This window comes from Streptomyces sp. NPDC091271, assembly GCF_044757505.1.
Classification (GTDB): Bacteria; Actinomycetota; Actinomycetes; order Streptomycetales; family Streptomycetaceae; genus Streptomyces.
In genome coordinates, this window is sequence record NZ_JBIVVD010000010.1 from 1 (window position 1) to 11,929 (window position 11,929).

The window sequence follows — 11,929 nt, forward strand, 5'->3', positions numbered from 1 at the left end:
CAGGCGTTCTGGCTCGTCGACCTCCTGGAGAGCGCCGGCTACGACGGCTCCCTCCACTTCGACTTCAAGCCCGTGCGCACCGACGGCATCGACGGAGTCTGGGAGTCCGCGAAGAACTGCATGCGCAACTACCTCATCCTCAAGGAACGCGCCGCCGCCTTCCGCGCCGACCCCGCCGTCCAGGAGGCCCTGACCGCCTCCCGCCTCGACGAACTCGCCCGCCCCACCGCCGACGACGGCCTCAAGGCCCTCCTCGCCGACAAATCCGCCTACGAGGACTTCGACGCCACCGCCGCCGCCGAACACTCCATGGCCTTCGAAGCCCTCGACCAGCTCGCCATGGAACACCTCATCGGCGTCCGCTGATGGCCCCTGGTGTCCGGCGGTCCGCCGCCGGACACCCCGCAGCTCTCCCCCGCCGTGACACCGCCGGATCCGCGCAGGGGCTTGACGAGTATCCCGTGGGAGCGTTCCCATGGGTCCCGGCCCCCCTCTCACCGCAAGGGCACCACCGTGACAGAACCTTCCCCCGACGGGCGGACCGGACGCCGCACCCGTCGCAGCAGGCGGATCGTCGTCCCTCTCACCGTCGTCTCCGCGATCGTCGCCGGCAGCGTTCTGTCGGGGTGCGGCCAGCAGCGGGACGACAACGTCTACACCGTCATGAACTCCTCGACCGACGAGTCGTACCACCGCTGGGACGGTGACACCCTCGAGCGCTGCAGCAAGGAGCTCGGGATCACCATCGAGCAGCAGAGCGTCCCGGCCGCGCAGCTCATGACGAAGGCGCTGCGCATGGCCTCCTCGAAGTCGCTGCCGGACGTCCTCCAGCTGGACGCCTCCGAGATGCCGACCTTCGCCGAGGCCGGCGGTCTGATCCCGCTGAAGGACCTCGGGCTGACCACGACGGACATCCCCGAGGGGATCGTCGACTTCGGCTCGTTCGACGGGGAGTACTACGGGGCCGCGCGCACGGTGAACACCCTGGCGCTGTTCTACAACAAGGACACCCTCGACAAGGCCGGCCTGAAGGTGCCCACCACCTGGGCCGAGATGCAGTCGACGGCCAAGAAGCTGACCCAGGGCAAGCGGTACGGCCTGGCGCTGAGCGCGGGCGGCGCGGAGGACGGCGTCTTCCAGTTCACCCCGTTCATGTGGTCCAACGGCGGTGACGAGTCGAAGCTCGACACCCCCGAGGTCGCCGGGGCGCTGGACTACTGGAAGGCGCTCCTGAAGGACGGCTCGCTCTCCAAGTCCACGGTCAACTGGACCCAGGCCGATGTGAACGACCAGTTCATGGCCGGCAACGCGGCCATGATGATCAACGGCCCGTGGCAGGTCGAGACCCTGAACGCCAAGAAGGGGCTCGACTGGGGCATCGCCGAGATCCCGGTGCCCAAGGCGGGTGACGACTCGGTCGGCCCGCTGGGCGGCGGTGTGCTCACCGTGCCCAACACCGGGGACACCGAGCGCGAGAAGATGTCCGCCAAGATCATCGGCTGCATGTCGGGCGAACAGGAGGAGATCACCTACGCCCTGAACAGCTGGATGGTCCCGGCGAACACGAAGGCCGCCGCCGAGTGGCGCAAGAAGGTCCCCGAGCTGGCCGCGCTCGCCGGACAGGTCTCGACGGCCCGGTCCCGTACCGCGAAGGTCGGCGCGCAGTGGTCGTCGGTGTCGCTCGCCCTGCAGAGCGCCTTCCAGTCCGCGCTCACCGGCGAATCCAGCGAGGCCGCGCTGAAGCGTGCCCAGCAGCAGGTCACGAGCGGGAACTGAGGTAACGAACCATGTCATCCACCACAGCCTCAGCCTCAGCCGCCGCGCTGCCGGCCGACCCGAAGGCCCCCGCGGCCGGCGCGGTCAAGAAGCCCGTGAACCCGCGGAGCGCCAAGCGGCGCAAGTCGCTGGCCCAGTGGGGGTTCATCGCCCCCGCCGTGATCTTCATGGCGCTGTTCTTCGGCTACCCGCTCGTCCGCAACGTCGTGATGAGCTTCCAGGACTACTCGCCGTCCACCTTCTTCACCGGTGAGGCGCCGTTCAACGGCTTCGACAACTGGAGCAACGTCTTCAACGACGGGCTGTTCGGCAAGGCCCTCTGGCAGACGATCCTCTTCACCGTCGGATCGCTCGTCGGCCAGTTCTGCATCGGTCTGGCCCTCGCCGTCTTCTTCACCCGCCGCTTCCCGCTGAACGGGATCCTGCGCTCGCTGATCCTGCTTCCGTGGCTTGTCCCGATGGTGGTCTCCGGCATCGTCTGGCGACGCATCTTCGACCAGGACACCGGTGTCCTCAACTCCTTCCTGGGCACCGTCGGCCTCCCCGGTGACACGCCCTGGCTGACCAGCACGAGCATGGCGCTGATCTCGGTGATCCTGGTGAACATCTGGATCGGCATCCCGTTCAACATGGTGATCCTCTACGGCGGCCTCCAGGAGGTCCCGAAGGAGCTGAGCGAGGCCGCCGCGCTCGACGGCGCGTCCGCCTGGCGTACGTTCCGTTCGGTCACCCTGCCCATGCTCAAGCCCGTCATCACCGTGGTGCTGGTGCTCGGCTTCATGTCGACGGTCAAGATCCTCGACCTGGTCCTCGCCCTCACCGACGGCGGGCCCGCCGACTCCACGCAGACGCTCGGCACGCTCACGTACCAGAACTCCTTCGTCCAGATGGACTTCGGTGCCGGTGCCGTGGTCGGCAACATCCTGATCCTGATCTCCGCCGTCTTCGCGGTGTTCTACCTGCGGGTCAACCGCAACGAGGGGAAGTGACCGGCATGGCGACCACCACCCAGATCCCCGCCGCCCCGGCACCCGCCGTCCACCGGCCCAAGCGCCGCTGGGGTGCGACCGTCTTCGGCGTCGTCGTCCTCGCGGTCATGCTCTTCCCGCTGTACTGGATGATCAACACCGCGCTGCAGCCGGACGCGAGCCTGGTCGACGTGGGCCCGGTCCCGACCGGTGTCGACTTCTCCGGCTTCACCTCCGCCATCACGGAGCAGGGCGGTAACCTGCTGACCTCGCTGGCCGTGGCGCTCGGCGCCGTGGCCATCTGTCTGGCGATCTCCGCGCCGGCGGCGTACGGCCTGGCGCAGTTCAAGCTGCGCGGCGGCAGGACGATCGTCTTCGGCACGCTCATCACCCAGATGGTGCCGGGCATCGTCATCGCCAACGCCCTGTACAGCGCGTACGTGGACCTCGGCCTGGTCAACTCGTACTTCGGCCTGATGCTGGCGGACGCCTCGCTGGGCATCCCCTTCGCGATCGTGCTGATGCGGTCGTTCATGGTGTCGATCCCGCGCGAGGTCATCGAGGCCGCCGAGGTGGACGGCGCGGGCCGCATCCGTACGTTCGTCCAGGTCGTCCTGCCCATGAGCCGCAACTCGCTCATCACCGCCGGGCTGTTCTCGTTCCTCTACGCGTGGAGCGACTTCATGTTCGCGCTCACGCTGAACACGACGGACGACGTCAAGCCGATCACCCTGGGCATCTACCAGTACATCGGAGCGCACGTCGGTGACTGGGGCTCGGTCATGGCCGCGTCCGTGCTCTCGGCCGTGCCCGCCGCGGTCCTCCTCGTCCTGTCCCAGAAGTACATCGCCGCCGGGATCACCGGCGGCTCGGTCAAGTAAGGGTTCTCCATGAGTGACTTCCCGGTCTTCCCGCCCGGCTTCGTCTTCGGCGCGGCCACGGCCTCGTACCAGATCGAGGGCGCCGTGGAGGAAGACGGCCGCGGCCCGTCCATCTGGGACACCTACAGCCACACGCCCGGCAAGACGGACGGCGGCGACACGGGTGACGTGGCCTGCGACCACTACCACCGCTACCCGGAGGACGTGGCGCTGCTGCGCGACCTGGGCGTGGAGTCGTACCGCTTCTCCATCGCCTGGTCCCGCATCCAGGCCACGGGCAGCGGGGCGGTCAACCCGAAGGGGCTGGACTTCTACTCCCGGCTCGTCGACTCGCTCCTGGAGGCGGGCATCGAGCCGGCCGCCACCCTCTACCACTGGGACCTGCCGCAGGCCCTGGAGGACAAGGGCGGCTGGCGCGTACGGGAGACGGCGGAGCGCTTCGGCGAGTACACGGCGATCATGGCCGAGCACCTGGGTGACCGGGTGCCGCGCTGGATCACCCTCAACGAGCCCTGGTGCAGCGCGTTCCTCGGCTACTCCGTCGGCCGGCACGCGCCGGGTGCCCAGGAGGGCCGCGGGGCGCTGGCCGCCGCGCACCATCTGCTGGTCGGTCACGGCCACGCGATGAACGCGCTGCGCGCGGCGGGCGTCCGCGAGGCGGGGATCACGCTCAACCTGGACCGCAACGTCCCGGCCACCGAGTCGGACGCCGACCTCGCCGCGGTCGTCCGCGCGGACACCCAGCACAACCTGGTGTGGACCGAGCCGCTCCTCGCGGGCCGCTACCCGGCCACCGAGGAGGAGACCTGGGGCGAGCTGATCACCGGCCAGGACTTCCGCCGCGAGGGCGACCTGGAGCTGATCTCCCAGCCGATGGACTTCCTGGGCATCAACTACTACCGGCCGATCGTGGTCGCCGCCGCCCCGCACCGCGAGGCGGACCCGGCGCTGCGCGTGGCCACGGACAACCGCTACACGGAGGGCCAGTACCCGGACGTGCGGCGCACCGCCATGGGCTGGCCGGTCGTCCCGGAGTCGTTCACCGATCTGCTGACCGTGCTGAAGCAGACCTATGGCGACGCCCTGCCGCCGGTGCACATCACGGAGAACGGCTCGGCGGAGTTCGACAGCGTCGAGGCCGACGGAGCCGTCCACGACGCGGACCGGGTGGAGTACCTGCGCACGCACCTGACGGCGCTGCGGGCGGCCATGGACACCGGTGTCGACGTACGCGGGTACTACGTGTGGTCGCTGCTGGACAACTTCGAGTGGGCGCTGGGCTATGCGAAGCGGTTCGGGATCATCCGGGTCGACTACGACACCCTGGAGCGCACCCCGAAGGACAGCTACCGCTGGTATCAGCAGCTGATCGCGGCGCACAAGGCCTGATCCGCACGGATACGGCTTGCGGGCCCGGGACGGTCGAACAGCCGTCCCGGGCCCGTGCGTGTCCCTCCCGCGCACCGGTGGCCGCCGGCCGGTGCCTGAGCGAATCCCGGCTCAACCGGTTTCCGACCGGCCTGGGCGGTTACCGGACTCCCATGGCACGGACACCGGAACCACAGGCTCACCAGACCCACGGCGGCCACGACGGCTCCGACCGCTACGGAGACCGCGGGGACGACGCCACTCGGACGTCGGATCACATCGGTCCGGATCCGGAGGTGGAGCGCGACGCGCCCGACGGGCCGGCCTCCATGCCCAAGAGGTCGTGGTGGGCGGTACTGAAGCGCACGGTGCACGAGTTCACGGACGACGAACTCGCCGACCGGGCCGCCGCCCTGACCTACTACAGCGTCCTCTCGCTCTTCCCGGCACTGCTCGTACTGGTGTCCCTGCTCGGCATCGCGGGCGAGTCCGCCACCCAGCAGGTGATGGACAACCTGCAGAAACTCGCCCCCGGACCGGTCCGGGACATCCTTTCCGGAGCCGTGCAGCAGCTGCAGGGCAACGGTGGCACGGGATCGCTGATGGCCGTCGTCGGTCTGCTGCTGGCGGTGTGGTCGGCCTCCGGCTACATCGCGGCGTTCATCCGCTCCTCCAACGTCGTCTACGACATGCCCGAAGGACGACCGGTGTGGAAGGTGCTGCCCCTGCGCCTGGCGCTGACGGTGACCCTGATGGTGCTGGCGGTCATCAGCGCCCTGATCGTGGTGTTCACCGGACCTCTCGCCCAGCGGGCGGGTTCCGCCCTGGGTGTCGGCGGCCCCGCCATGACGGCCTGGTCGATCGCCAAGTGGCCGGTCCTGGTGCTCCTCGTCATCATCATGATCGCGCTCCTGTACTGGGCCGCGCCCAACGCCCGCGGACGGGGCTTCAAGTGGGTGACCCCCGGCAGCTTCCTCGCCCTGCTGCTCTGGATGATCGCCTCGGCCGGCTTCGCGCTGTACGTGGCGTACTTCTCCTCGTACAACAAGACGTACGGCGCCCTCGCCGGCGTGATCATCTTCCTGGTCTGGCTGTGGATCACCAATCTGGCGATCCTGCTCGGCCTCGAATTCGATGCGGAGATGGCCCGTCAGCGGGCCATCGACGGCGGTCACCCCGAAGCCGAGGAGCCGTACGTGGAACCGCGCGACACCGCCAAGTGGAGCGAGGAGGACCGCCGCCAACTCGGCTGAACGGCCTCCTGACGGCCGCTGGAGAACCCGGCGGCGTACGCCCTCACCGCAGGGCGTACGCCGCCGGGTTCTCCAGCACCTCGTACATCACCCGGGCCGCCGCGCCCCGCGCCGCGTCGCCGGAGACGGATGAGGCCCGCAGCCGGCTGCCGTTCGCGTGCCAGCGGCCCGACACCACCCGCGCGGTGAGCTGGGCGTCCGCGGACTCCTCCAGCCAGGGCATCAGGTTGCGGTAGATCCCGCCGAGGACGACCGCCTCCGGGTCGAAGAGGTTCACCGCGCCGGCCAGCACCACACCCATCCGGTCCCCCGCCTCCCGGAGCGCCGATACCGCCCGCTCCTCACCGGCCGCAGCCCGCTGCTCCAGCTCGTCGATCCCGCGCACACCCGCGTCCGGGTCGATCCCGGCGGCTCGAAGCAGGGCCGCCCGGCCCGCGTACTGCTCGAGGCAGCCGTGCGCGCCGCACCGGCAGAGGGGGCCCTGCGGGTCGACGACGACGTGCCCGATCTCGCCGGCGAACCCGTGGGCACCCCGGAGCATCTCGCCGTTCACCACGAGCGCGCCGCCCACGCCGATCTCACCGGTGAGATAGAGGAAGGTGCGTACGCCGCCGAGTCCGCCGAACCACAGCTCGGCGAGGGCCGCCAGGTTGGCCTCGTTGTCGGAGCCGACGGCCAGCGCCCGCCCGGCCGGGCGCAGCGTGCTGAGCGCCTGTCCGAAGATGCCCTCGGCCGCGACCCTGCTCCAGCCGAGGTTGGGCGCCTGCCGGACGACGCCGCCGGAGACGAGGCCGGGCAGCGCCAGCTCGACGCCGACCACCCGCAGTTCCTGTTCCCGGGTGGAGGCGATGACCCGGTTGGTGAGCCGGGCGGCGTGGGCCAGGACCTCTGCGGGCGGGATGTCCCGGTGGTCGGTGTGCTCGGTGACCCGGACCCGGTCGGTGCCGGTGAGGTCGACGGCGCACACGGAGACGTAGTCGATGTTGATCTCCACGCCGAGCCCCGCCGGTCCGGTGCGGGAGAGCTTCAGCACGGTGCCGGGGCGGCCGGCCGATCCGCTGGAGGTCTTGCCGGACTCGCTGAGGCAGTCCAGCGCGAGCAGCTCCTCGACGAGCGAGGAGACGGCGGCCCTGGTCAGCCCCACGAGGCTCGCCACCCGGGCCCGGGTGACCTCGCCCTCGTCACGGACGGTCCGCAGGACCAGGCTGAGGTTGTGACGGCGCACGGACTCGTGTCCGGCCTTGGCCGCGGGCGAGGTGAGGGTGTTCTTCATCAGACCTTCGAGCCTAACGGCGAAGGGCCGCACCCCAGGGGTGCGGCCCTCGCTCACTTCGCGGTGCCCTTACTTGCGGATCAGGCTGCGGAGCACGTACTGCAGGATGCCGCCGTTGCGGTAGTAGTCCGCCTCGCCGGGGGTGTCGATGCGGACGACGCCGTCGAACTCCACGCCGGTGTCGGTGGTGACCTTTACCGTGCGCGGCGTGGTGCCGTCGTTCAGCTCGGTCACGCCGGTGAAGGAGAAGGACTCCTCGCCGGTCAGGCCGAGGGACTCGGCGGTGTGGCCCTCCGGGAACTGGAGCGGGAGGACGCCCATGCCGATGAGGTTCGAGCGGTGGATGCGCTCGTAGGACTCGGCGATGACGGCCTTGACGCCCAGGAGCGCGGTGCCCTTGGCCGCCCAGTCACGGGACGAGCCGGAGCCGTACTCCTTGCCCGCCAGGATGACGAGCGGGGTGCCCGCGGCCTGGTAGTTCTGCGAGGCGTCGTAGATGAACGACACCGGGCCGTCAGCCTGGGTGAAGTCGCGGGTGAAGCCGCCCTCGGTGCCCGGCGCGATCTGGTTGCGCAGGCGGATGTTGGCGAACGTGCCGCGGATCATGACCTCGTGGTTACCACGGCGCGAGCCGTAGGAGTTGAAGTCACGGCGCTCGATGCCGTGCTCCGTGAGGTACTTGCCGGCCGGGGTGTCGGCCTTGATCGCACCGGCCGGGGAGATGTGGTCGGTGGTGACCGAGTCGCCGAGCTTGGCGAGCACCCGGGCGCCGGTGATGTCCTCGACCGGGGTCGTCTCCATCGTCATGCCCTCGAAGTACGGGGGCTTGCGCACGTAGGTGGACTCGGAGTCCCACTCGAAGGTGTTGCCGGTGGGGATCGAGAGCGCCTGCCACTGGGCGTCGCCCGCGAAGACGTCCTGGTAGGACTTGTTGAACATGTCCTCGCCGATGGAGTTGGCGACGACGTCGTTGACCTCGGCCTCGGAGGGCCAGATGTCCTGGAGGAAGACGGGCTTGCCGTCCTGGTCGACGCCGAGGGCGTCCTTGGTGATGTCGACCTTCATCGAACCGGCGATGGCGTACGCGACGACCAGCGGCGGGGACGCCAGGTAGTTCATCTTGACGTCGGGGTTGATCCGGCCCTCGAAGTTACGGTTGCCGGAGAGCACCGAGGTCACGGCCAGGTCGTGGTCGTTGACCGCCTTGGAGACCTCTTCCGGCAGCGGGCCGGAGTTGCCGATGCAGGTGGTGCAGCCGTAGCCGACGAGGTTGAAGCCGACCTTGTCGAGGTAGGGGGTCAGGCCCGCCTTGTCGAAGTAGTCGGTGACGACCTTCGAGCCCGGGGCGAGAGTGGTCTTGACCCACGGCTTGCGGGTCAGGCCCTTCTCGACGGCCTTCTTCGCCACGAGCGCCGCGGCGACCATGACGTACGGGTTCGAGGTGTTGGTGCAGGAGGTGATCGCGGCGACGGTGACGGCGCCGTGGTCGAGCTCGTACGTCGTGCCGTCGGGGGCGGTGACGGTGACCGGGTTCGACGGGACGCCGTTGGCGGCGGCCGGGGAGTCGGAGGCCGGGAAGGACTCCTTGCCCGCCTCCTCGTCGTCGGAGACGTAGTTGCGCACGTCCTGGGCGAACTGCGCCTTGGCGTTCGCGAGGACGATGCGGTCCTGCGGGCGCTTCGGGCCGGCGATGGAGGGGACGACCGTGGAGAGGTCGAGCTCCAGCTTCTCGGAGAAGTCCGGCTCGGCGGCCGGGTCGAGCCAGAGGCCCTGCTCCTTGGCGTACGCCTCGACGAGCGCGACCTGCTGCGCGTCGCGGCCGGTCAGGCGGAGGTACTTCAGCGTCTCGTCGTCGATCGGGAAGATCGCGGCGGTGGAGCCGAACTCCGGCGACATGTTGCCGATGGTGGCGCGGTTCGCGAGGGAGGTGGCGGCGACGCCCTCACCGTAGAACTCGACGAACTTGCCGACGACGCCGTGCTTGCGGAGCATCTCGGTGATGGTCAGCACGAGGTCGGTGGCGGTGGTGCCGGCCGGGAGCTCGCCGGTCAGCTTGAAGCCGACGACGCGCGGGATGAGCATGGAGACCGGCTGGCCGAGCATCGCGGCCTCGGCCTCGATGCCGCCGACGCCCCAGCCCAGCACGCCGAGGCCGTTGACCATCGTGGTGTGCGAGTCGGTGCCGACGAGGGTGTCGGGGTACGCCTGGCCGTTACGGACCATGACCGTGCGGGCCAGGTGCTCGATGTTGACCTGGTGGACGATGCCGGTGCCCGGGGGGACGACCTTGAACTCGTCGAAGGCGGTCTGGCCCCAGCGCAGGAACTGGTAGCGCTCCTTGTTGCGGCCGTACTCCAGCTCGACGTTCTGGGCGAACGCGTCGTTGGTGCCGAACTTGTCGGCGATGACGGAGTGGTCGATGACCAGCTCGGCCGGGGCCAGCGGGTTGATCTTCGTGGCGTCGCCGCCGAGCTCCTTGACGGCCTCACGCATGGTGGCGAGGTCCACGACACACGGGACACCCGTGAAGTCCTGCATGATCACGCGGGCCGGCGTGAACTGGATCTCCTGGCTGGGCTGGGCCTGGGAGTCCCAGCCGCCGAGCGCCCGGATGTGGTCGGCGGTGATGTTCGCGCCGTCCTCCGTGCGGAGCAGGTTCTCCAGCAGCACCTTCAGGCTGTAAGGGAGGCGCGCGGAGCCCTCGACCTTGTCCAGCTTGAAGATCTCGTACGACTCGTCACCCACGCGCAGCGTGCTGCGGGCGTCGAAGCTGTTCGCCGACACGACAGTCTCCTTCTTCAATGTGCGCGTTCAACCGCGCCGCGCCTCATGTGCGGCCGGCGCCGCCTGCGGCCCCCACCATCCGCTAAGGTAAGGGTTAGTTAGGTAACCCTTACCGTGCGGCGGCTGCGGTGCGCCTCGGCAGATATCTCGATGTCGAGATAACTCTAGTACATCGCCGCCGCGCGGTCATGCCCGGGCACCCGTGTCCTGCGCCGCACCGACGCGGGCAGGCGGCCTTACCCGGGGCCGCCTGCCCGCTCGTGAGGTGGTCGCGCCGGTCGGGGGACGGCCGTCACGCCCCCGGAACCATCGCGGGGAGCGCCGCCCTCCTGCGGAAGAGGTCCTCGGCGGCGCTCTGGGCCCGGTCTCGGACCGTCACCGGGTCGACGCTGCGGACCCGCCCACCCTCCACCAGCCGGTGGCCGTCCACCCACACATCGGCCGCACCGGCCGCACCGGCCGCACCGACCGCACCGACCGAAAAGACCAGGTGCGCGGCGGCGCACGCGGCAGGACCGGTAGATTTCGATGCCGACCACCCCCCGACCACCCTCGCCCGGGAAGGCGCCGTGCACTTCACCAACACCTCCGAGGCCGTACGCGCATGGGTCCACGGCTGGGCCCTCTCGCGGGGAGCGGCCGAACCGGACCCCACGTCCTGGGGTTTCACCGTGAGCACGGGCCCTCCCGCCCACGCCATGAGCCACGTCCTGACCACCGCCGACGCGGCGACGGTGCGGAAGATAACGGCAGGCACGACCAGGCCCGGTGTCCGGCTGAAGGCCTTCGTGCGGACGGAGTCGCTCGCGTCCTGGATCGCGCCCGGCTGGTCCGTCGCCGACGAACCCGGCTACCTGATGTCCACCCCGCTCCACCCCGCCCGTGTCCCGGCCCTCCTCCCCGACGGCTACCGGCTCCGGACCTGGGCCCAGGACGGCGTCACGTACGCCCGGGTGTGCGCGGCCGACGGCACGCTTGCCGCGCGAGGCCAGGCGGCCGTCACCGGCGTAACCGCTGTCATCGACAAGGTCGAGACCCAGCCCGCCCACCGACGCCGCGGGCTCGGCCGCCAGATCATGCGCACACTCACCGACGCTGCCGCCGGGCAGGGCGCGAGGGTCGGCCTGCTGGCCTCGTCGGCGGAGGGGCGGGCCCTGTACGAGAGCACGGGCTGGGCCGTATCGGCACCCCTGGCCAACGCCCTGCGCGTGCCGGACCCGGGGCAGTGCTGACCGTACCCGCGCCCTCGCTCACGGTCCGCGTGCATGACCCGGCGGCTTCGGGATACCCGTACTCCTGACAGAGGAGGCACAGATGCCGCTCACCTTCCGAAAGAGCTTCCAGATCCTTCCGGGCGTCCGGCTGAACATCAACCGCCGCTCGTGGTCCGTCACGACCGGCGGACGCCACGGACCGAGGCGCACCACGAGCAGCACCGGCCGGCGCACCACATCCATGGACCTGCCGGGCCCGTTCGGCTGGCGGAGGACGACGCGCCGCCGCGGCTGACCTCGTCCCACCGTCGCGGGCTCGGCCGGGCCTCACCCGTTCGGCCGAGCTCCGCACGCCCGGCCGCCCGGTGCGTCGGACCCTTCAAACAGGCGCCTCCACGCGGCCGGACATCCG

9 protein-coding genes and 1 pseudogene are annotated in these 11,929 nt (G+C 70.1%); 8 read left to right on the plus strand and 2 right to left on the minus strand.

Translation table 11 applies throughout. The features are described 5' to 3' along the window. From ACIQM3_RS34060 to ACIQM3_RS34085, 6 genes and pseudogenes are all read left to right on the plus strand, one after another. Positions 1-366: pseudogene (locus tag ACIQM3_RS34060) on the plus strand (xylose isomerase); the annotation flags it as partial. A gap of 147 nt (positions 367-513) precedes the next feature. Then, a complete protein-coding gene (locus tag ACIQM3_RS34065; RefSeq protein ID WP_401631298.1) occupies positions 514-1,776 on the plus strand; it encodes an ABC transporter substrate-binding protein in 1,263 nt (420 codons plus the stop codon). An 11-nt stretch (positions 1,777-1,787) separates the two neighbouring features. After that, positions 1,788-2,765 carry a carbohydrate ABC transporter permease gene (locus ACIQM3_RS34070; RefSeq protein WP_401631301.1) on the plus strand — a complete coding sequence of 326 codons (978 nt, stop codon included), beginning with the start codon at positions 1,788-1,790 and terminating at the stop codon, positions 2,763-2,765. 5 nt (positions 2,766-2,770) lie between these two features. Then, on the plus strand, positions 2,771-3,625 hold the full coding sequence (locus tag ACIQM3_RS34075; protein WP_401631303.1) for a carbohydrate ABC transporter permease: 855 nt from the start codon (positions 2,771-2,773) through the stop codon (positions 3,623-3,625). A 9-nt stretch (positions 3,626-3,634) separates the two neighbouring features. Then, entirely contained in the window at positions 3,635-5,014 is a 1,380-nt protein-coding gene (locus tag ACIQM3_RS34080; protein WP_401631306.1) for a GH1 family beta-glucosidase, read from the plus strand. Positions 5,015-5,166: 152 nt separating this feature from the next. Further along, positions 5,167-6,246, plus strand: coding sequence for a YihY/virulence factor BrkB family protein (locus ACIQM3_RS34085; RefSeq protein WP_401631308.1), 1,080 nt, complete (start codon positions 5,167-5,169; stop codon positions 6,244-6,246). 43 nt (positions 6,247-6,289) lie between these two features. On the opposite strand, the gene ACIQM3_RS34090 is transcribed toward ACIQM3_RS34085, so the two are convergent. Then, positions 6,290-7,519 carry an ROK family protein gene (locus ACIQM3_RS34090; RefSeq protein ID WP_401631310.1) on the minus strand — a complete coding sequence of 410 codons (1,230 nt, stop codon included), beginning with the start codon at positions 7,517-7,519 and terminating at the stop codon, positions 6,290-6,292. A 69-nt stretch (positions 7,520-7,588) separates the two neighbouring features. Then, positions 7,589-10,303 carry an aconitate hydratase AcnA gene (acnA, locus tag ACIQM3_RS34095; protein WP_401631313.1) on the minus strand — a complete coding sequence of 905 codons (2,715 nt, stop codon included), beginning with the start codon at positions 10,301-10,303 and terminating at the stop codon, positions 7,589-7,591. A 569-nt stretch (positions 10,304-10,872) separates the two neighbouring features. On the opposite strand from acnA, the gene ACIQM3_RS34100 reads away from it, so the two are divergent. Together ACIQM3_RS34100 and ACIQM3_RS34105 are read left to right on the plus strand one after the other, a co-directional pair. Then, positions 10,873-11,535 carry a GNAT family N-acetyltransferase gene (locus ACIQM3_RS34100; RefSeq protein ID WP_401631316.1) on the plus strand — a complete coding sequence of 221 codons (663 nt, stop codon included), beginning with the start codon at positions 10,873-10,875 and terminating at the stop codon, positions 11,533-11,535. An 82-nt stretch (positions 11,536-11,617) separates the two neighbouring features. Beyond that, positions 11,618-11,812 carry a DUF4236 domain-containing protein gene (locus tag ACIQM3_RS34105; RefSeq protein WP_401520189.1) on the plus strand — a complete coding sequence of 65 codons (195 nt, stop codon included), beginning with the start codon at positions 11,618-11,620 and terminating at the stop codon, positions 11,810-11,812. Positions 11,813-11,929 lie beyond the last annotated feature (117 nt).

Coding starts and splice junctions, on each gene's coding strand:
- ACIQM3_RS34105 (WP_401520189.1), top strand. CDS start 11,618: ATGCCGCTCACCTTCCGAAAGAGCTTCCAGATCCTTCCGGGCGTCCGG.
- ACIQM3_RS34090 (WP_401631310.1), bottom strand. CDS start 7,519: ATGAAGAACACCCTCACCTCGCCCGCGGCCAAGGCCGGACACGAGTCC.
- ACIQM3_RS34080 (WP_401631306.1), top strand. CDS start 3,635: ATGAGTGACTTCCCGGTCTTCCCGCCCGGCTTCGTCTTCGGCGCGGCC.
- ACIQM3_RS34085 (WP_401631308.1), top strand. CDS start 5,167: ATGGCACGGACACCGGAACCACAGGCTCACCAGACCCACGGCGGCCAC.
- ACIQM3_RS34070 (WP_401631301.1), top strand. CDS start 1,788: ATGTCATCCACCACAGCCTCAGCCTCAGCCGCCGCGCTGCCGGCCGAC.
- ACIQM3_RS34075 (WP_401631303.1), top strand. CDS start 2,771: ATGGCGACCACCACCCAGATCCCCGCCGCCCCGGCACCCGCCGTCCAC.